Annotated in this window: 16 protein-coding genes and 1 pseudogene; 7 read left to right on the top strand and 10 right to left on the bottom strand. The window is 73.5% G+C overall.

The annotated features are described in order from the left end of the window. Positions 1-43 precede the first annotated feature (43 nt). Both BKA18_RS03080 and BKA18_RS03075 read left to right on the top strand, forming a co-directional pair. Positions 44-1,066 carry a hypothetical protein gene (locus tag BKA18_RS03080; RefSeq protein WP_366045992.1) on the top strand — a complete coding sequence of 341 codons (1,023 nt, stop codon included), beginning with the start codon at positions 44-46 and terminating at the stop codon, positions 1,064-1,066. Positions 1,067-1,437: 371 nt separating this feature from the next. Then, positions 1,438-2,641, top strand: a pseudogene (locus BKA18_RS03075) (RNA-guided endonuclease InsQ/TnpB family protein); the annotation flags it as partial. Positions 2,642-2,692: 51 nt separating this feature from the next. On the opposite strand, the gene BKA18_RS03070 reads toward BKA18_RS03075, so the two are convergent. The 3 genes from BKA18_RS03070 to BKA18_RS03060 form a co-directional block, all read right to left on the bottom strand. Continuing rightward, positions 2,693-3,190 (bottom strand): DUF6328 family protein, encoded by a 498-nt coding sequence (locus BKA18_RS03070; RefSeq protein WP_366045991.1) that lies wholly within the window; start codon positions 3,188-3,190, stop codon positions 2,693-2,695. An 8-nt stretch (positions 3,191-3,198) separates the two neighbouring features. Next, on the bottom strand, positions 3,199-5,745 hold the full coding sequence (locus BKA18_RS03065) for an ATP-dependent Clp protease ATP-binding subunit (protein WP_051007050.1): 2,547 nt from the start codon (positions 5,743-5,745) through the stop codon (positions 3,199-3,201). A 300-nt stretch (positions 5,746-6,045) separates the two neighbouring features. Beyond that, positions 6,046-8,280: an FUSC family protein gene (locus tag BKA18_RS03060; RefSeq protein ID WP_366045990.1), complete on the bottom strand. Its 2,235-nt coding sequence runs from the start codon at positions 8,278-8,280 to the stop codon at positions 6,046-6,048. A gap of 308 nt (positions 8,281-8,588) precedes the next feature. On the opposite strand from BKA18_RS03060, the gene BKA18_RS03055 reads away from it, so the two are divergent. After that, positions 8,589-9,188, top strand: coding sequence for a PadR family transcriptional regulator (locus BKA18_RS03055; RefSeq protein ID WP_106430541.1), 600 nt, complete (start codon positions 8,589-8,591; stop codon positions 9,186-9,188). A gap of 47 nt (positions 9,189-9,235) precedes the next feature. Here the strand turns inward: BKA18_RS03055 and BKA18_RS03050 are convergent, their stop codons facing one another. The 3 genes from BKA18_RS03050 to BKA18_RS03040 are packed head-to-tail and all read right to left on the bottom strand — an operon-like array spanning position 9,236 to position 11,546. After that, positions 9,236-10,216, bottom strand: a complete 981-nt coding sequence (locus BKA18_RS03050; protein ID WP_366045989.1) for an acyl-CoA dehydrogenase family protein — start codon at positions 10,214-10,216, stop codon at positions 9,236-9,238. After that, complete coding sequence (locus BKA18_RS03045) at positions 10,216-11,421, bottom strand: acyl-CoA dehydrogenase family protein (RefSeq protein WP_366045988.1); 1,206 nt, start codon at positions 11,419-11,421, stop codon at positions 10,216-10,218. The genes BKA18_RS03050 and BKA18_RS03045 overlap by 1 nt, the downstream gene beginning before the upstream one ends. After that, entirely contained in the window at positions 11,421-11,546 is a 126-nt protein-coding gene (locus BKA18_RS03040) for a hypothetical protein (protein WP_366045987.1), read from the bottom strand. Before BKA18_RS03040 ends, BKA18_RS03045 begins: the two co-directional genes overlap by 1 nt. Before the next feature lie 167 nt (positions 11,547-11,713). Here BKA18_RS03040 and BKA18_RS03035 point away from each other — a divergent pair, with 167 nt between their 5' ends. Together BKA18_RS03035 and BKA18_RS03030 are read left to right on the top strand one after the other, a co-directional pair. Then, positions 11,714-12,496, top strand: coding sequence for an SDR family oxidoreductase (locus BKA18_RS03035; RefSeq protein WP_366045986.1), 783 nt, complete (start codon positions 11,714-11,716; stop codon positions 12,494-12,496). Positions 12,497-12,570: 74 nt separating this feature from the next. Then, on the top strand, positions 12,571-13,728 hold the full coding sequence (locus BKA18_RS03030; protein ID WP_366045985.1) for an acetyl-CoA C-acetyltransferase: 1,158 nt from the start codon (positions 12,571-12,573) through the stop codon (positions 13,726-13,728). A gap of 7 nt (positions 13,729-13,735) precedes the next feature. Here BKA18_RS03030 and BKA18_RS03025 read toward each other — a convergent pair whose 3' ends face one another. Genes BKA18_RS03025 through BKA18_RS03010 form a run of 4 tightly spaced genes read right to left on the bottom strand, consistent with a single transcriptional unit; the run spans position 13,736 to position 17,197 of the window. Continuing rightward, on the bottom strand, positions 13,736-14,830 hold the full coding sequence (locus tag BKA18_RS03025) for an NAD(P)H-dependent flavin oxidoreductase (RefSeq protein WP_366045984.1): 1,095 nt from the start codon (positions 14,828-14,830) through the stop codon (positions 13,736-13,738). Continuing rightward, the gene (locus BKA18_RS03020; protein WP_366045983.1) at positions 14,827-15,573 is read right to left on the bottom strand and encodes a CoA-transferase subunit beta; all 747 of its coding nucleotides are present in this window, start codon (positions 15,571-15,573) and stop codon (positions 14,827-14,829) included. The genes BKA18_RS03025 and BKA18_RS03020 overlap by 4 nt, the downstream gene beginning before the upstream one ends. Next, a complete protein-coding gene (locus BKA18_RS03015; protein ID WP_366045982.1) occupies positions 15,570-16,409 on the bottom strand; it encodes a CoA transferase subunit A in 840 nt (279 codons plus the stop codon). Before BKA18_RS03015 ends, BKA18_RS03020 begins: the two co-directional genes overlap by 4 nt. 2 nt (positions 16,410-16,411) lie before the next feature. Beyond that, positions 16,412-17,197 carry an enoyl-CoA hydratase family protein gene (locus BKA18_RS03010; protein ID WP_366045981.1) on the bottom strand — a complete coding sequence of 262 codons (786 nt, stop codon included), beginning with the start codon at positions 17,195-17,197 and terminating at the stop codon, positions 16,412-16,414. Positions 17,198-17,279: 82 nt separating this feature from the next. Between BKA18_RS03010 and BKA18_RS03005 the strand changes: the two genes are divergently transcribed. Further along, positions 17,280-18,170, top strand: coding sequence for an SDR family oxidoreductase (locus BKA18_RS03005; RefSeq protein ID WP_366045980.1), 891 nt, complete (start codon positions 17,280-17,282; stop codon positions 18,168-18,170). 1 nt (position 18,171) lies between these two features. Further along, the gene (locus BKA18_RS03000) at positions 18,172-19,083 is read left to right on the top strand and encodes an SDR family oxidoreductase (protein WP_366045979.1); all 912 of its coding nucleotides are present in this window, start codon (positions 18,172-18,174) and stop codon (positions 19,081-19,083) included. Positions 19,084-19,117: the final 34 nt, after the last annotated feature.

Raw genomic sequence — 19,117 nt, 5'->3', positions numbered from 1 at the left:
CGCCGAACTGTCCTCGACAGGAACCGGCGAGCACTTTCCGCCCATGACCCCTGAGAAAAACTCCGCCCGCACCCTTTTGTGGGAGGCAGTCACCAATCGGCCCTTGGAGGAAGTCGCCGCCCTTGTGGAGCTGCTCAAGCGCAGCGGCGACGTTCCCAACCCCGGCGATGAAGCGCTGCGTATGGCGGTCATTTCCCGTCCGGTGAGCGAGGTCGCTGCGCTCTTCGACATGCTCAGAGCCGCTCCGCACACCGCGGAGTCGAGCAATGACGCACTGCGCGCGGTGGCCGTCGACAGATCCGTCGAGGAGGTCGCCCAGCTGATCGAGCTGTTCGACCGTACGAAGGCCGGCGGCGGCGCGGACTACCCCATGGCCGACCCCTTCCCGCCCGGCCGCGGCGGACCTGGCGGCCCCGGCGGCCCCGGCGGACCCGGCGGGCCGGGGGGACCCTTCGAACCGGAGCCCACCGCGAACATGCACGTCCTCGACCCCGATGTCCGACCCCTGGGCCGCGACGGTCAGCCGCTCGCCCCCGGGCAGCGCGAGAACCCGGTCAACCAGCCGCCGAGCCGCCCGCCGTGGGCCCAGCGGACGGCCGGTATGCCGCAGAGCGGGCCGTGGTCCACGCCGGACGATGCGTCCCGCCAGCCGGGCTACGCGCATCCCGGCGTGCTGCGGTCCGTACTGCGCTGGCCGGCGGCCTTGGCCCTGGCGCTGTGCGGGCTGGGTCATCTGCCGGTGAACGCCGCGCATCTCCAGGGCGCGCCCGCGGTCGCCGGGCTCTCGATGGCCATCACCGTCATCTATCTGATGCTGGCCGGGCTGCTCGCGATGCGCGACACCGCCCTGGTCTGGACGGCGAGTGCCGCCGGGGCAATGATCATCATCGCTTTGCACGCCTTGTCCCGGGCCGGGGTCTTCGCCCCGCTGGGCAGCGGGCTGGGAGACACCGGCATGTGGCCCGAGATGCTCGCCGTGGCACTGGCGATCGTCACCGCCGGACTCGCGGGTGCCGCGCTGCTGACCCGTCCGCGCCGCGCCGGCACGGCCACCGCGGGGGCGTGACCGCGCACGCCTCAACGGCCGCCGAGGGCGCGGGCCGGGACCCCGACCAGGGAGCCGGCCCGCGCCCTTGGCGGCCTCGTCCCGTGTACGGCCGCCGGTGGGGCCGGTACGAGCCGGTGGCCCACGGTGTCCCGGCGCGGCGGGCATAGGCCCCTGCCGCCCGCTCACCGGATTCCTCCGAGGACGCACCGGCGTTTACGCCGGTGTGGGGGCACCTCCCGCTTGCGGGGGAGAATCGGACTCCTGCGGAGCAGGGCAGGAAAAGCCGAATCGCTGTCAGGGCGATTCGGTGTCCACCATCCCCGCAGGTGAGGGGCACTACGAAGGTCAATAGGGCTCAACTGTCAGTCCTGCCCGGTAGGTTGATGTGCATGGCTGCGGAAGCGAGGACGGAGGGTGCCGGGTGCGTCCGCTACACCTACCGTCTGCGTCTTTCCGCATCGGCCCGGCGTGCGCTGGAAAGCGAGTCGGACCGGTGCCGCTGGCTGTGGAATGAGTGCGTCGCGAAGTCCAAGGCCGTCCACCAGGCAGCGCAGGCGACCGGCGAGAAGATGACCTGTGGGCCGGCCCGGCTCGACAGGATGCTGACCGAGGCCCGCAGGGTGACGCCCTGGCTCGCCCAGGGCGCGAGCGTCCCGCAGCAGCAGCTCGTACGCGACTTCGGCAAGTCCCGCGCCAAGGCGTTGAAGGATATGAGGGACCGGTTGCCGATGCGGCAGCGGGCCGGGATGCCCCGCTGGAAGAAGAAGCGGGAGGCGGCGCCGACGCTGAACTACACGAAGCGGGGTTTCCGGCTCAAGGACGGCCGTCTGCATCTGGCGGGTGGGATCGTCGTACGGCCGGTGTGGTCGCGGCAGCTGCCCGAGGCGCCCAGCTCGGTGCGCGTGTACCGGGACAGCGTGGGCCGCTGGTGGGCGTCGTTCGTCGTCCCCGCGGTGGCCGAGGCGCTGGCGACCACCGGCCGCGTGATCGGCATCGACTGGGGCGTCAAGGAGACCGCGACCACCACCTCCGACGAGTACGACCTTCCCCACGCGCAGCACGGGAGGAAGGCGCAGGCGAAGGTGGGGCGGTACGACCGCATGATGGCTCGGCGCAAGCCGAAGAAAGGCCACGCCGCTTCGAAGGGCTACCGCGAGGCGAAGAAGCTGCGCGCCAAGACCTACAAGAAGGTCGCCCGCCAGCGGGAGGACACCGGTCGCAAGTGGGCCAAGTCCGTTGTGCGTGATCATGATGCTGTGGCGGTGGAGGACTTCCGTCCGAAGTTCCTCGCCAAGTCGACCATGGCGCGCAAGGCAGCGGACGCGGCGATCAGCGCCACGAAGAAGGTCCTGATCGAGATGGGCCGCAAGCACGGGCGGGACATCCGCCTCGTGCACCCCGCGCACACCACCATGGACTGCGCACAGTGCGGAGCGAGAACCAAGCACGCACTACCTCTCTCCGAACGAACATACGCCTGCACCGCGTGCGGAGCCGTCTCGCCCAGAGACAAGAACTCCGCGCGCGTGATGCTGGTCCGGGCTGGTCTTCAACCCGGCTAGTGCTGATCGTGTAAGACCTGTGCGCCCGCCGGGCCGCAGGCGACGTGAGCTAGGAATCCCCCTCGTTTACCAGGGGGAGGAGTCAATCCCTGGACGAGTACCGGTGCAGTACCCAGGCCGGCAGCGCGAACCAGCAGAGCATGAACCAGCCGACGAGACCCGCGACGACCCAGGGGACGGCGGAGTTGTTCATCGCGATGCGCAGGATCAGCAGCAGCGCGGAGGTGACCGTCGCCAGGAGGAGGACGATCCCCACCAGGGACAGGCGGGAGGCCCAGAGCACCGTCTCGGGCTTCAGCCGGTGGCCGGCGACCAGCCGGTGGAAGGTCACCGTGCCGACCAGTGCGCCGGTGGTGGCCGCGCCGAGCAGGACCGTCACCACGTAGATGGTCTTGTCGGTCTGTTGGAGGGTGGCGAAGCGCGGGGTGAACACGACGGTCAGCAGAAAGCCGAAGAGGATCTGCACACCGGTCTGGATGACCCGCACCTCCTGCAGCAGCTCGGCCCACCGCCGGTCGGCTCGCTCCTCCGGCGACTCATGGCGGCCCGGCGCGGTGTCCCGCGGCCCCAGCCCTCCCACCGGGCCTCCTACTTCTTCACGCCGGTGCTGAAGGCCAGCTCGTTGTCCTTGACCTCCACGCGCACCTGGTCCCCGGCCGACAGCGCACCGTCGAGCAGCAGCCGGGAGAGCGTGTTGTCGACCTCGCGCTGGATGGTGCGGCGCAGCGGCCGGGCCCCGTATTCGGGCTGGTGGCCGCGGTGGGTGAGCCAGTCCACGGCGCCGGGCGTGAACTCGATGGAGATGTCCTGGGCGCGCAGCCTGCGGCTGGTGCCGTCGAGCAGCAGACCGGTGATCTGCCGCAGCTGGTCGTCGGTGAGCCGGCGGAAGACGATGATCTCGTCGAGCCGGTTGAGGAACTCCGGGCGGAAGTGGTCGCGCAGGGAGCTCAGCGCACGTTCCCGCGCGCCGTCGCCGGCCTCCGCCCCGGAGATGTCCGGGCCGAAGCCGAGCACGCCGCGGCCGCCGCTGAGCGCCTCGGAGCCGAGGTTGCTGGTCATCACGATGACGGTGTTCTTGAAGTCGACCGTGCGGCCCTGCGCGTCGGTCAGATGCCCGTCGTCGAGGACCTGCAGCAGCATGTTGAAGACATCGGGGTGGGCCTTTTCCACCTCGTCGAGCAGCAGCAGCGAATAGGGGTGGTGGCGCACCGCCTCGGTCAGCTGGCCCGCGTCCTCATGGCCGACGTATCCGGGGGGCGCACCGACCAGCCGGCTGACGGCGTGCCGCTCCTGATACTCGCTCATGTCCAGCCGCACCATGCGCTCCTCGCTGCCGAACAGCGCCTCGGCGAGCGCGCGGGCCAGCTCGGTCTTGCCCACGCCGGTCGGGCCGAGGAAGAGGAAGCTGCCGATCGGACGGTTCGGGTCGGCCAGGCCGGCCCGCGACCGCAGAATCGCCTCGGAGACGGCCGTGACGGCGTCGTCCTGCCCGATCACCCGGGTATGCAGCTGCCCCTCCAGCCCCAGCAGCAGCTCCTTCTCCTGCTGGGTCAGGCTGCTCACGGGCACCCCGGTCTGCCGTGACACGATCTCGGCGATGTCCTCGGCGCTGACCCTGACGATCCGGCAGTCGCTCGGCGGCTCCCCCCGCTCGGCCTCGATCCGCGCGGTGACCTCGGCGAGCCGGTCGCGCAGCTCGGTGGCCCGTTCGTACTGCTCGGCGGCCACCGCCTGGTCCTTGTCCCGGGCCAGCTGCTCCACTTCGCGTTCCAGTTCGCGTACATCGGTGGCAGTGGCACCCGAACGGAGCCGCACCCGGGCGCCGGCCTGGTCGATCAGGTCGATGGCCTTGTCGGGAAGGAACCGGTGGGCGATGTAGCGGTCGGCGAGCTCGACCGCGGCGAGCAGCGCCTCGTTGGTGTAGCGGACCTGGTGGTGTGCTTCGTAGCGGTCCTGGAGGCCACGCAGGATCTCCACCGTGTCGGAGACGCTCGGCTCGGGCACCAGGATGGGCTGGAAGCGCCGGGCGAGCGCGGCGTCCTTCTCGATGTGCCGCCGGTACTCCTCCAGGGTGGTGGCCCCGATGACGTGCAGCTCCCCGCGGGCCAGGGCGGGCTTGAGCATGTTGCTCGCCTCCAGGGAACCGCCGTCCCCGCTGCCCCCGCCGGCGCCGACGACCGTGTGCAGCTCGTCGATGAAGACGATCAGCGAGCCGGGGTGGGCGCGGACCTCCTCGATGATGGCGTTCATCCGCTCCTCGAAGTCACCGCGGTAGCGGGTGCCGGCGACGACGGCCGTCAGATCCAGGGCGACGACGCGCCGGCCCGCCAGGGTCTCGGGGACGTCCCCGTCGGCGAGGCGCTGGGCCAGGCCCTCGACGATCGCGGTCTTGCCGACGCCCGCGTCGCCGACCAGCACGGGGTTGTTCTTCCCGCGCCGGGAGAGCACCTCGATGGTCTGCTCGATCTGCTCCGAGCGGCCGATGACCGGGTCGATCCGGCCCGCCCGGGCCAGGTCGGTCAGATCGCGGCTGTACTTGTCGAGGGTCGGCGTGTCGTGCTTCGGAGCGGCGCCGTGCTCGCCCCCCGGGTGCTGCGGCCCGTGACTGCCCTGCGGCGCGGCCGACGGTTCGAAGTGGGCGAGGTTGAGAATGCGCCCCGCCGCCGAGTCCAGGTTCGCGGCCAGGGCGTCCAGCACATGCTCCGGGCCGATGTAGGAGGCGCCGTTGTCCCGCGCCATCTCGTGCGCGCTCAGCAGCGCCCGCTTGACCGCGGGGGTGACCGCCACGCTGCGCTGCTTGGGCCCCGTACCGGCGCTGCGGTCGATCTCGGCCGCCAGCGTGTCGGGGTCGGTGCCGGCGTGCTGGAGCATGCTGCGGGTCGGTTCGGCGGCCAGGGCGGCGCGCAGCAGATGCTCGGTGCCGAGCTCCGGGCTGCCGTGCTCGGCGGCGTAGGCGGCCGCGGAGGTCACCAGGTCCCGGGCGGGGCCGCTCATCATGCGGGCGATGTCGGCCTGCGGGTGCGTGGGTTTGCCCGCCTTGCCGTTCGCGGACTGTGCGGCACCGAAGAAGCGCGCGAGGAAGTCACCGAAAGAGTCCGGGCCGTAACCCTCCGGACCCATGAATCCATTGCTCATGTGCGTCCGTTCCGCTGCCACGGCGCTACCGCGGCATGCTGCCTTACCGGGTTCCTTGTGCTGTTGGCTCGTGCCCTGGCGGTTGCCCGGGAGACGCGACGCCACACGTGACACACGGCTCCACTGCTTCAGGATCAGGGGCAACACCCCCGTCCGCACCCGGGCGGACCGGAGCCGGGGCACCCGGCAGCCGTCCCGCGGCGCCCGGCAGCCGTCCCGCGGCGCCCGGCACCGGCCCCGCGGCGCACCGCACCGGCCCCGCGGCGCACCGCACCGGCCCCGCGGCGCACCACACCGGCCTCACATCTCCTGGTGGATGCGGCTCAGATCGTCGGTGAGCGCGTCGAGCCAGATCACCGAGTCGAGGAGGAGGGCGGCGGAGACCGCGCGGCGCTCCCGGTCCGGGCCGTGGTGCGGCACGGGCGGGGTGAGGGCCAACAGGCCGCGGATGTCGAGCGGTTGGGGGCGTTCGTGCGGCATGCCGCGGTCGGCGCAGAGACGGTCGGCGAGGGCGCGGTAGTCGGCCGCGGTGCAGTCGGCCGCCCGGCGCAGCCAGGCTCCGACCTCGTGCGGCGCGATCCGGCCGGGGCGGCCGGGCAGCAGCCGCCCGCCGCGCCGCGCGTCCGCCCCGGCGACCAGCACCGTGGGCCAGTCCGGCTGCCCGGCGGCATTCTCCCGCGCCTCGCACTGGTACTGGGCCAGGCTCTCCCGCGCGAGGATCAGGGCGCGGTTGAGGGCGAAGATGTCGGTGCTGCCGGCGCGTTCGACGACCTGGGCGGTGGTCTGGCCGATGGTGTCGGCGATGGCGGAACACAGCCCCGCCATGCTCTTGCGCACCTCGCTGCCCGCGCCCCGCGGCCAGGCCACCAGACCACAGGCCAGCCCGATGACGCTGCCGACCAGCACATCCACCAGCCGTACCGGGGCCAGCTGCCAGGTCGACGGGGTGACCTGCGCGAACAGCGTGGCCACCACCAGCGTGAACCCGCCCTGGGCCCAGGCCAGCCCGCGCAGCGGCCCCGCGATGAACGCCGTCAGCATCACCAGCGGCAGGATCACCGCGTACACCGTGTCCCGGTCCTGGACCACCACCAGCAGCCCGGCGGCCACCACCGCGCCGACCAGGGTGCCCAGCAGTGCCTGCCGCACCGCGGACCAGGTCTCCAGGGTGGTGGTGCGGGTGAGCGTCAGCGTCGCCAGCAGCACCCAGAAGCCGTGCTGCAGGTCGAGGACCCCGGCGATGGCCCGCGCCGCGGCCAGGCCCAGCGCGAACCGGCAGGCGTTCTGGAAGATCACCGAGCGGGGGGTGAGGTGGAGGGTCAGCCGCTGCCACCACAGCCGCGGGGTGTGCACCCGCGCATAGGCGAAGCTGTGCCCGACCGGGTTCCGGTCGACGGTACGGTCGCCGAGCAGCAGCCGGGTGGCCAGCACGAGGACCACGGCGCAGTCGGCGGCCTGCACCACCTGCGACCGGCGGCGCAGATAGACCAGCCGGTCGTCGGCGCCCAGCCGGTCCAGGGTGGCCACCGCCCGGTGGGCGCGGACGGGGGTCAGCTCCTCCTGCAGGGGCGCGGCGGAGGGCCCCTCGCCGGGCCGCAGCCGCTTTCCCCGCCGCAGTGCGTCCGCCGTATCGCGCGCGGCGGCGCTGATGCCCTGGAGCAGCGCGACCGTCTCCGGGTGGTACGTGTGGTGCGGCCCGGTCGCCAGGGTGTGCAGCGTGTCCAGCCGGGCCAGCAGGGTGCGGACGGCCTCCGCGGCGTGCGCCATGGCCTTGTGGGTGAGGGTGGGGGAGGCGGGCAGGTCCGCGGGCGGGACAGCGGTCGGCCGGAGCGCCTCCCCGGCCCGGTGCGCCCGGGCCAGCGCCTGCACGGGAGTGGGCCCGCCGTGGTGGTCGGCCAGGTCCGCGGCGGCCTCGGCGGCGTCGGCCAGCAGCCGGCCGAAGGACGGGGTCTTCGGTTCGGGCATCAGGAACCGCTGCGCCAGCGCGAGCAGGAGGGCACCCAGCAGGAAGCCGGTCAACCGCTGGACCAGGTCCTGTGGGGCGTACGGCGGGAAGCACGGCAGGATGTAGAGCAGCTGCATGCCGGGCGCCGCCCCGGCGATCCGCGGCCCGGTGGTGCCCGCGTACGCCACCATGAAGCCGATGACGAGCATGCCGAGGACGGCCGCCCAGGTCTGCACGGCGAGCAGGGTGCCCAGCGTGATGAGCACGAGCCCGGCGGGGATCGCCATGACGGTGGTCTCGGCGCGCTGCCGCCCCGAGCCCGGGATCCGGGCGAGCGCGCCGAGCGACACCACGGTGAAGGTGGCGTAGACGGACATCACGGGCAGGTCGAGCGCATAGCGGCAGAGGTAGAAGGCGAGGCAGGAGGCGGCCGTCACCCGGACCGCATTGCCGACCACCGAGCGGTGTCCGCGCAGGCCGGGTACGCCGTGCACCCGCCGGTAGCGCAGTCTGCGCAGCAGCGCCCCGACGGGCCCGTCGGCCGAACGCCGCGGCCCGTACGGCGGGGAGGTTCCCTGCTGCTCACTCACCTTTCCACTATTGGGCAGGGGGTCCGGGTCCGCAGCGTACGGCCGGGGCGGGATGGGGCGGGCCGGAGCGGGCCGGGGGTGCCGGGCGTCCGGAGCCGCCGCCCCGGCCGCCCGGTTCCTCCGCCCGTGCCGCACCCGTCGTCGCGCGCGGTGGCCGGACGGCGCGTGGGGCACCGGCTCAGATGCCGGCGCCCGGCGCCCGGGACGCGGTCGCGGGCGCCGAGGGCCGGTCAGGCGTACGCGAGGGAAGGGGAGTTGGCGAAGTTGCCCCAGGTGCGGGACGGGCCCGGAACCGTAGACTGCCGCCCGTGACGGAGAAGCAGGCGCGTGCGGTGAACACCGGCGAGGCGCAGCGACCGGCGCTGCCGGCGACCGGCTGGGCGGTGCTGGGACTGCTCTCCTTCGGTGACGAGTTGTCCGGCTACGACCTCAAGAAATGGTCGGACCGGTCGCTGCGCTTCTTCTACTGGAGCCCGTCCTTCAGCCAGATATACGGCGAGCTGAAGCGCCTGGAGAAGGCCGGCTACGTCAGTGCGCGCAGGGTCGCCCAGGAGACCGGCGACCGCGACAAACGGGTCTATGTGATCACCGATGAGGGGATGGCGGCGGTCCGTCACTGGGCGCGCGAGGCGCCCGTGGAACCTCCCGTCCTCAAGCACGGGGTGATGCTGCGGCTGTGGCTCGGCCATCTGCTGGAGGCCGACCGGATGCGTGAAGTGCTGGGCCGGCACCGGGAGTACGCGGAATCCATGCGGCAGCGTGCCGAGGTGGACGGCGCCCGCGCCGAGGAGGCCTGGGCCTACCCCTCCCTCGTCCTGAAGTGGTCGCAGCGGTACTACGCCGCGGAGCGGGATCTGGCCGACGCCATGCTCGCCGATCTGGACGAGCGGGACCGCCGCCGCCGGTAGCCGCCCGGCCGCGGTGCGGCGGCCGGGGGCCCGAGGCGCCGGGCCGGTCAGGCGGCCAGCACCCGCCGGCGGCAGTCGGCCGGCGTGCCCCAGGCGTCCCGCAGCGGGCGGGCCTTGCGGATCCACAGCGAGAGGTCGAGCTCCTGCGTATACCCGAGGGCGCCGTGCAACTGCAGCGCCGTCCGCGCCGCCGCGTAACCGGCCTCGCCCGCCGCGACCTTCGCCGCAGCCACCTCCCGGCCGGCCGACGGCGCGCCCGCCGCCAGTGCCAGCGCCGCCCCGTGGACCAGCGGCTGGGCGAACTCCAGCCCGATGAGGGCGTCGGCCAGCCGGTGCTTGACCGCCTGGAAGGAGCCGATCGGCACCTGGAACTGGGTGCGCCGCGTGACGTGGGAGACCGTCGCCGCCAGCAGCGCGCGGCCCAGGCCGAGGGACTGGGCGGCGGTGGTGAGCCGCGCGAGGTCGAGGGCGTGTGCGGCGGCCGCGGCCACCGCCGGGCCACGGGCGAGCACCGCCCCGCCGAGCGGACGGAACAGCCGCCGGGCCGGATCGAGGGACGCCTGCAGGGGGCCATGGCCGTCCGCACGGCGCACCGTGTCGCCCTGGACGACCAGGACGGCGTCGGCGGCATCCGCGTCCAGGGCGTACGGGTCCCCGGCACACAGGCTGACCACGGCCTCGCCCGCGGCGATCCGCGGCAGCCACTCCCCGGCCGCGGCGCCGGCACCGAGGCGCTCCAGGAACGCGGCCGCCGCCACCGTCTCCACCAGTGGCCCCGGTACGGCATGACGCCCCAACTCATGGAAGGCGACGGCGAGTTCGGCGGGCAGCTGCCCCATCCCGCCGTGCCGCGCGGACACCGCGAGGCCGAACACCCCCGCCTCGGCGATCCGCGTCCACAGGTCGCGGCCCGGCCCGTGCTCCCCGGCCGCCCAGGCCCGCGCCACGGCCGGGGTGCCGGACGCCCGCAGCATGCCGTCCAGCGACCGGGCGAACTCCCGCTGCTCATCGCTCAGGAGGAACCGCATCACCGGCGTCCCTTCGGCAGGCCGAGCAGCCGCTCGGCGATGATGTCGCGCTGGATCTCATTGGTGCCGGCGTAGATCGGCCCGGCGAGGGCGAAGGTGTAGCCCTCGGCCCACAGCCCGTGTGCGGGCGCCTCCCCGGCGCCCTCGGTGAGCGCGCCGGACGGGCCGAGCAGGTCCAGGGCGGTCTCGTGCAGGGCGATGTCCAGCTCGGACCAGAAGACCTTGGTCAGGCTCGACGCGGCGCCGAGGTCGCCCGCTCCCGGCTCGGTACGGATGGGGGTGTGGCCTTCCCCGGCGGCGAGCCGGGAGGCGTGGGCGTAGGCGAACAGCTGGTAGGCGCGGGCGCCGATCACCGCATCGGCGACCCGGTCGGTGAGCGGCCCCGAAACCGCCTCGGGGGCCTCGCGCCACAGCGCGGCCAGCCGCTCCGCGGCCGCGGAGAAGCGCCCCGGACTGCGCAGCGTCAGGCCGCGCTCGTTGCCCGCGGTGCTCATCGCGACCCGCCAGCCCTGCCCCGGCTCGCCGATGACATCCGCGTCGGGCACGAAGACCTGGTCGAGGAAGAGTTCGGCGAAGGCGGGCTTGCCGTCCAGCCGGCCGATCGGGCGTACCGTCACGCCCGGGGCGTCCAGCGGGAACATCAGATAGGTCAGGCCCTGGTGCGGGCGGGCGGTGTGCGGATCGCTGCGGAACAGCCCGAAGGCGCGGTCGGCGAAGGCGGCCCGGGATGACCAGGTCTTCTGCCCGCTCAAGCGCCAGCCGCCGGCGGTCCGTACGGCGGTCGAGCGCAGCGATGCCAGATCCGACCCGGCCTCCGGCTCCGACCAGGCCTGGGCCCAGATGACCTCGCCGCGGGCCATGGGGCCGAGGATGCGGGCGCGTTGCTCGTCGGTGCCGTGCGCGAAGAGCGTCGGGGCGAGGAGGTGGATGCCGTTCTGGCTGACCCGTCCCGGTGCGCCGGCCGCGTAGTACTCCTCCTCGAAGATCAGCCACTGGAGGAGCGAGGCACCGCGGCCGCCGTGTTCCTCGGGCCAGGAGACGACCGACCAGCGGCCCGCGGAGAGCCGGCGCTCCCACTCCCGGTGGGCGGCGAACCCCTCGGCGGTCTCCAGCGACGGCAGCGGCGTGGTGGGGACATGGCCGGCCAGCCAGTTCCGCGCCTCGGTCCGGAACTCCCGCTCCGCGGCGGTGAATTCGAGGTCCATCACGCCGCCGCCGGTCGGCCGGACGGTCGCCGTCCGGTGCGGCCGTCCGGCCTGTGGAGCGACCGGACGGTGCGTGGTGCGTGCCGTTCGCCGGGCAGGGCCTCGTCGTCTCGGGCAGCGGGCATCCACACTCCTTCCCTAACAAGTGTTTGGTAGATTAACGTACCGTCAGGAACAGCGTCGAGGCCCCCGCCGCCGCGCTCCCGCGCCGAGGGCCGCCCCGTCGGCTCCCCGAGCGCCGGCGGCACGCCCGCGCCGGGCCCGCACCCGGCCCGTCCCAGGAGGCCCGCGCATGACCTCGCCCCCCTATGTGCCCGGCCACCGGCTGCTCGACGGCCGGACCGCCGTCATCACCGCGGCCGCCGGCGCCGGCATCGGCGGCGCCACCGCCCGCCGCTTCCTGGAAGAGGGCGCCCGGATCGTCATCGGCGACAGCCATGCGCGCCGTCTGACGGAGAGCACCGCGGCGCTCGCCGCGGAGTTCGGCGCCGGCCAGGTGGCGTCCCTGCCGTGCGACGTCACCGACGAGGACCAGGTGGGCGCCCTGCTGACACTGGCCGAGGAGCGCCACGGCCGCCTCGACATCGTGGTCAACAACGCCGGGCTCGGGGGCACCGCCGACCTCGTCGAGATGACCGACGAGCAGTGGGCCGCGGTCCTCGACACCACCTTGAACGGCACCTTCCGCTGCACCCGGGGCGCCCTGCGCCGGATGAAGGCGGCCGGTCGCGGCGGCGTGATCGTCAACAACGCCTCCGTCGTCGGCTGGCGCGCCCAGCGCGGCCAGGCCCACTACGCCGCGGCCAAGGCCGGCGTGATGGCGCTGACCCGCTGCGCCGCCGTGGAAGCCGCCGCATACGGCGTCCGCGTCAACGCGGTCGCGCCCAGCCTCGCCATGCACCCGCATCTGGTGAAGGTGACCACCCCCGAGTTGCTGGCGGAGCTCACCGAGCGGGAGGCCTTCGGCCGCTACGCCGAGCCCTGGGAGGTCGCCAATGTCATCGTCTTCCTGGCCTGCGACTACGCCTCGTACCTGACCGGGGAAACGGTGTCCGTCAGCTCCCAGCGCGCCTGAGACGGGGAGCGCCGGCCGGCCGTGCCTTGCGCGGCCGGCCGCCGGCTCCGCAGAATCTGAACCAGGAGACCACCATGTCCGAGGCCTTTGTCGTCGAAGCGGTCCGTACCCCGGTCGGGAAGCGGGGCGGCGGTCTGTCGGCCGTCCACCCCGCCGATCTGGGCGCCCATGTGCTGACCGCGCTGATGGCGCGCAGCGGCGCCGATCCGGCCGCCGTCGAGGACGTCGTCTTCGGCTGTCTGGACGCGGTGGGACCGCAGGCCGGCGACATCGCCCGTACGTGCTGGCTGGCCGCCGGGCTGCCCGAGCACGTGCCCGGCGTCACCGTCGACCGCCAGTGCGGCTCCTCCCAGCAGGCCGTGCACTTCGCGGCCCAGGCCGTGCTCGCCGGCACCCAGGACCTGGTCGTCGCGGGCGGGGTGCAGAACATGTCACAGATCCCGATCGCCTTCGCGAGCCGGCGAGCCGCCGAACCGCTGGGGCTGACCGACGGCCCGTTCGCCGGCTCCACGGGCTGGCGGGCCCGCTACGGGGACGCGCCCGTCGACCAGTTCCACGGCGCCGAACTCATCGCCGAGAAGTGGCGCCTCTCCCGCGCGGACATGGAGGAGTTCGCGCTGCGCTCACACCAGCGCGCCGTCCGCGCCCTCGACGAAGGCCGTTTCGACCGGGAGACCGTCGCCTACGGGGAGGTCACCGCCGACGAGGGACCGCGCCGTCACACCTCCCTGGAGAAGATGGCCGCCCTGCCGCCGGTCGTCCCGGGCGGCCGGCTGACCGCGGCGGTCTCCTCCCAGGTCTCCGACGGCGCGGCCGCCCTGCTCCTCGCCTCCGGGCGGGCAGTGGCCGAGCACGGTCTGAGCCCGCGGGCCCGCATCCACCATCTGTCGGTGCGCGGCGAGGACCCGATCCGGATGCTGTCCGCACCGATCCCGGCGACCGCGTACGCGCTGAAGAAGGCGGGCATGTCGATCGACGACATCGATCTGGTCGAGATCAACGAGGCCTTCGCACCCGTCGTCCTGGCCTGGCTGAAGGAGACCGGCGCCGACCCGGAGCGGGTCAACGTCAACGGCGGTGCCATCGCCCTGGGCCATCCGCTCGGCGCGACCGGTGTCCGGCTGATGACGACGCTGCTGCACGAACTGGAGCGCACCGGCGGCCGGTTCGGGCTGCAGACCATGTGCGAGGGCGGCGGTCAGGCCAACGTCACCATCATCGAACGACTCTGACGCAACGTCATGTCTGCTCCCGGCCCGGCAGGACGGCCAGCGTCGCGCGCGCCTCCGCCATGATCCGGTCGACGAGTTCCGCGCAGGACGGCAGATCCCCGATCACCCCCGCGACCTGTCCGGAGGCCATCACCCCGAGGTCGGTACGGCCCTCGACCATCGACGCCCGCAGCAGCATCGGGGTGTTGGCCGCGAGCAGGACCTGGCTCCAGGTCAGGTCCCGGCCGTGCTTCATCGCCAGACCGTCCCGGATCAGCTGCGCCCAGCTCAGACCGGACAGCTTCCGGAACGAGGCGGCGCGGCGCACCGCGTGCAACAGCGCGGCGGTGCGCCCGGAGCGCTCCAGCGCCTCGACCAGCTCGCTGCGCAGCATCCGGTGCGGCAGCCCGTCCACCTTCGTGGTGACCGTGATGTCACTGACGGCGGCCGCCAGATAGCGGGCCTGTACGGCCGGTGGCACGGTGCTGTCCGACGTCAGCAGGAAGCGGGTTCCCATGGCGATCCCGGCCGCTCCGTAGGCCAGCGCCGCGACCAGTCCCCGGCCGTCGAAGAAGCCGCCCGCGGCGATCACCGGGATGCCCACCGCGTCCACCACCTGCGGCAGCAGCACGCTCGTGGCGACGCTCCCGGTGTGCCCGCCGCCCTCGCCGCCCTGCACGATGACCGCGTCCGCGCCCCAGGCCGCGACCTTCTCGGCATGACGGCGGGCCCCGACCGAGGGGATGACGACGACGCCCGCGTCCTTGAGCCGGGCGATCAGCTCACGGGAGGGAGCCAGGGCGAACGAGGCGACCCGTACCCCCTCCTCCACGATGATCCGCACCCGCTCACCCGCATCGGCCGCGTCCGCCCGCAGATTGACCCCGAAGGGCGCCCGGGTACGGGACGCGACCTCGCGGACCGCCGCCCGCAGTTGCCCGACGGTCATGGTGGCCGAGGCCAGGATTCCCAGGGCACCCGACTCGGCCGCGGCCGCCACCAGCCGGGGCCCGGCCACCCACCCCATGCCGGTCTGCACGAGGGGATGACGCACCCCGACGAGCCGGGTCAGCGCGGTCTCGATCCGGGTCTCGGCCCGGGGCTCGATCCGGTCGTCCGTCATGCCGACGGCACCTCGCGCTCCCGCAGCCGCTCCGGATCGAGCTCCGTACGGATCAGCCGGAGCTCCTCGGCGGTGGGCTCGCGGGTGTACGGCACCTCGTCGGGCCGCGCGAGCGGGAAGCCGGTGGCCTCCTGGACCTGTCCGGCCGTCACTCCCGGGTGCACGGAGACCAGCCGCATGGTGTGGTCCGGGGTCGCGAAGTCGAAGACCCCGAGGTGGGAGACGACCCGCGGGATGCGGTGATAGCGGGTCGCGGACGGGCCGGCGGCGCTCGCGCTGTCGTAGCCGACCCCGCAGATCATGTCGACCCGCTCGACGAAGACCCGCGCCGAATGCTTCGGCACCCAGTAACTCACCGGATTGTTGAGGGTGTTGACGGGCGCGCCGCGGACGCCGAGGAGCTGGCGGGCGGGCCGGTGCCAGTCGCCGATGCAGGAGATGTTCTGGTTGCCGAAACGGTCGAGCTGGCTCGCGCCCATCATCACGTGCCGCTTCCCGCCGGTCACCATGGCCAGATGCCGGCGGTAGGGCAGCCAGCCCTCCGCGGTACCGTCCGGGCCCACGAGCAGCGCCTCCCCGTCGGTCAGCAGCAGATCGGGGGAGAAGGTACGCCGGGCGAGCCGGGCGCCGAGCGACGGGATCAGGCCCATCGGGCTGGCGAGCACCTCCCCGTTGTCGCGCCAGGCCTCGGCACAGGCGATCACGCAGTACTCGGCGCGGGTGGCCGTGCTGGTCGGGCTCACTGCTGCTCCTCGTGCCAGGTCTGGACCGCCGACTGATACGCCTTCTCGTCCCCGGACAGGAACCGCTCGGCGAACCGCGGCCAGGGCGTGGTCGCGTACATCTTCTGGAAGGCCTCGTCGCGGCCGTGATCGGGGACGCAGGAGGTGAAGTGCGCCCCGTTCGGGGTCTCGACGACTCCGGACACGTCGTGCCGCGGGACCAGCAGCGTCTGCGGGAGGGCCGTGCCGAAGTCGTCCACGAGCCGCTCGCAGGAGACATAGGCCTCCTCCGCGGCCGCGCAGAACAGATCGTCGAAGTACGGGTCGGGGCCCAGGTACTGGCCGTTTCCCCGCCGGTCGGCACGGTTGAGATGGACCAGCGCCGCGTCCATCCGCAGCGCCGGCGCGGCGACGAAGGTCTCCCCGTCCTCGTACGGCGAGGTCACCGTCCGCAGGCCCGGGTTGACCCGCATGACGTCCGAGCCGAGACCGGCCCGTACGGGGAGGAACGGCAGCCGGTGGGCGGCGGCGGTCAGGCCCCACAGGAACATCGCCTCGTCGATCTCCCGCAGCTCGAACGCGCCACGCTGGCGCGCCGCGCGGAAGTGCGGCTCCAGGGGGATCGAGTCGAGGGTCACGAACGCCGCGACCAGCGTGCGGATCCGGCCCGCGGCGGCGAGCAGCCCGACATCGGGACCGCCGTACGAGATCACGGTCAGATCGGTGATGTCGGAGCGCAGCAGCGCCCGTACCAGCGCCATCGGCTTGCGGCGCGCACCCCAGCCGCCGATGCCGAGGGTCATCCCGCTGCGCAGCCGGGAGACCACGTCCTCGGGCGTCATGGTCTTGTCGGTCACGGTCAGTCTTCCTTCATCGTTGAGCCGGCCGTTGAGCCGGCCGGTGCGCCGAAGGTGTCGCGGACGCGGTCGGCGACACCGCTGAGGTTCGCCTCGAAGGTGAAGCCCTGCTCGAAGCGGTAACTGCGGTGGACGTCCACGGGATCGATACCGTTGATCGCGGCCTTGGCCAACCGGAGGAGAGCGCCGTCCTTCCGGGCGATCTCCCGCGCCAGATCCAGTGCGGCGCGGCGCAGTCCGGCGCGCGGGACGACCTTCCACACCGAGCCGTGCGCCTGGAGTTCGGCGGCGGTGGCGGTGCGCGAGGTGTAGTAGAGCGCGCGCATCAGATGCTGGGGGACCAGCCGGGCCAGATGGGTGGCCGCGCCGAGCGCACCGCGGTCCAGCTCGGGCAGGCCGAAGGTGGCGTCCTCGCTGGCCACGATCGCATCCGCGTTCCCGGCCAGCCCGATGCCGCCGCCCAGACAGAAGCCGTGCACCGCCGCGACGACCGGCACCTCGCACGCGTAGACCGCCGAAAACGCCTCGGCGCAGCCGCGGTTGACACCGATCAGGGCGTCATGACCGCCGGCGGCGGTGTCGCGCTGCAACTCCTTGATGTCGACACCGGCGTTGAAGCCGCGGCCTTCGGCGGCGAGCACGACGCAGCGCAGGTCCGGGTCGTGCCCGGCGGCCCGTACGGCGTCGGCGAGGTCGTACCAGCCCTGTACGGGAAGGGCGTTGACCGGCGGGAAGTCGACGGTGACCAGGGCGATGCCGTGGTCCGGCCTGGAGGTGGAGACACCCATGAGCGGATCAGCTACCTTTCCACCAAGCGTTTGTTAGGTAGCGAAGTTAGCAGCGGACCGCGCGCTGCGGGAGGGGTGCCGTGTGAGCCTGACCCTCGATCTGTCCGGACAGCTCGCCGTGGTCACCGGCGGCACCCGGGGCGTCGGCGCCGGCATCGCCCGCGCCTTCCTGCGGGCCGGCGCCGAGGTGGTGATCTGCGCCCGCCGGCCGCCGGAGCGCCCCGTCGCCGCGGCCGGCCGCAGCGCCCGTTTCCACCCTCTCGACCTGCGCGAACCCGACGCCGTACGGGCATTCTTCGATCGGCTCGCGGCGACGCACGGCCGGCTGGACTGCCTGGTGAACAACGCCGGCGGCACGCCGTACCGGCTGCTCGGACAGACCGGCGCCGACCGGCACGCCCGGGTGGTCGCCCTCAACCTCCTCGCGCCGCTGACCGCCTCGCTCGCCGCCTACGAGGTGATGCGGCAGCAGCCGGCCGGCGGTTCGGTCCTCATGATCGGCAGCGTCAGCGGCACCCGCCCGTCGCCCGGCACCGCCGCCTACGGCGCGGCCAAGGCGGGCCTGGAGAACCTCGCCCGCTCCATGGCCGTCGAATGGGCTCCTCTGGTCCGCGTCAACACCCTCGTCCTCGGCATGGTGCGCACCGAACTCTCCGCCCTGCACTACGGAGACGAGGCGGGCATCGCCGCCGTCGGCGCCACCGTCCCGGCCGGCCGGCTCGCCGAACCCGCCGAGATCGGCGACGCCTGCGTGTTCCTCGCCTCCGACCGCGCGGCGTACGTCACCGGCGCCAGCCTGCTCGTCCACGGCGGCGGCGAGCGCCCCGCCTTCCTGGACGCCGCCACCGTCAACCAGCCCACGTTCCACGACCCCACCGCCAACGACCCCACCGCCAACCACTCCACCGCCTTCCGTGAAGCCGCTGCCGAGACCCCGTCGATCGCCGATCCCGAAGCCCCCAAGGAGAATTGACATGACCGGAATCTGCGCCGGACGGGTCGCCGCCGTCACGGGAGCCGGCCGGGGCCTCGGCCGGGCCCATGCGCTGGCCCTCGCCGCCGAGGGAGCCGAGGTCGTGGTGAACGACCTCGGGGTGGCTGCCGACGGCGCCGGCGCCTCGGCCGGCCCGGCCCAGCAGGTCGCCGACGAGATCCGCGCACACGGCGGCCAAGCCGTCGCCCACAGCGGCGACATCACCACCACCGAAGGCGCCGCCTCCCTCGTCGCCACCGCCCTGGACAGCTTCGGCCGGCTCGATACCCTCGTCAACAACGCCGGATTCCTGCGCGACCGGATGCTCGTCAACCTCGACGAGGACGACTGGGACGCCGTCATCCGCGTCCACCTCAAGGGCCACTTCCTCCCGCTGCGGCACGCCGCGGCCCACTGGCGGGCCGCGGCCAAGTCCGGCCGCACTCCCGACGCCCGCGTCATCAACACCACTTCGGGCGCCGGGCTGCTCGGCAGCGTCGGACAGGGCAACTACTCCGCCGCCAAGGCCGGCATCATCGGCCTCACCCTCGTCGCCGCCGCCGAAATGGCCCGCTACGGCGTCCAGATCAACGCCATCGCGCCGGCCGCCCGCACCCGGATGACCGAGCGGACCTTCGCCGCGACGATGGCGGCGCCGGCCGACGGGGAGTTCGACGCGATGGCCCCGGAGAACGTCTCCCCGCTGGTGGTCTGGCTGTCCTCCGCCGACAGCGCCGGGGTCAGCGGCCGGGTCTTCGAGGCCGAGGCGGGCCGGATCACGGTGATGGAGGGCTGGCGTCCCGGCCCCACCGCGGACAAGGGGAGCCGCTGGACCCCGGCCGAGGCGGGCGGGGCCGCCCGCCGGCTGCTGGCCGCCGCCGAGGAGCCGGGACCGGTGTACGGCGCCCGGTGACGGGCCGGGGCCGGGGACCCGAGCGGGCGCGCAC

This window comes from Streptomyces auratus (genome assembly GCF_050433025.1).
Lineage (GTDB): Bacteria > Actinomycetota > Actinomycetes > Streptomycetales > Streptomycetaceae > Streptomyces > Streptomyces sioyaensis.
The sequence above is the reverse complement of the archived record's forward strand: the minus strand, read 5'-3'. Positions and strand labels throughout refer to the sequence as shown.

Excerpts from the sequence above, each read along its gene's own strand:
- BKA18_RS03035 (WP_366045986.1), top strand. The coding sequence starts at position 11,714 with ATGACCTCGCCCCCCTATGTGCCCGGCCACCGGCTGCTCGACGGCCGG.
- BKA18_RS03000 (WP_366045979.1), top strand. The coding sequence starts at position 18,172 with ATGACCGGAATCTGCGCCGGACGGGTCGCCGCCGTCACGGGAGCCGGC.
- BKA18_RS03010 (WP_366045981.1), bottom strand. The coding sequence starts at position 17,197 with ATGGGTGTCTCCACCTCCAGGCCGGACCACGGCATCGCCCTGGTCACC.
- BKA18_RS03040 (WP_366045987.1), bottom strand. The coding sequence starts at position 11,546 with ATGCCCGCTGCCCGAGACGACGAGGCCCTGCCCGGCGAACGGCACGCA.
- BKA18_RS03080 (WP_366045992.1), top strand. The coding sequence starts at position 44 with ATGACCCCTGAGAAAAACTCCGCCCGCACCCTTTTGTGGGAGGCAGTC.
- BKA18_RS03030 (WP_366045985.1), top strand. The coding sequence starts at position 12,571 with ATGTCCGAGGCCTTTGTCGTCGAAGCGGTCCGTACCCCGGTCGGGAAG.
- BKA18_RS03045 (WP_366045988.1), bottom strand. The coding sequence starts at position 11,421 with ATGGACCTCGAATTCACCGCCGCGGAGCGGGAGTTCCGGACCGAGGCG.
- BKA18_RS03025 (WP_366045984.1), bottom strand. The coding sequence starts at position 14,830 with ATGACGGACGACCGGATCGAGCCCCGGGCCGAGACCCGGATCGAGACC.
- BKA18_RS03050 (WP_366045989.1), bottom strand. The coding sequence starts at position 10,216 with ATGCGGTTCCTCCTGAGCGATGAGCAGCGGGAGTTCGCCCGGTCGCTG.
- BKA18_RS03065 (WP_051007050.1), bottom strand. The coding sequence starts at position 5,745 with ATGAGCAATGGATTCATGGGTCCGGAGGGTTACGGCCCGGACTCTTTC.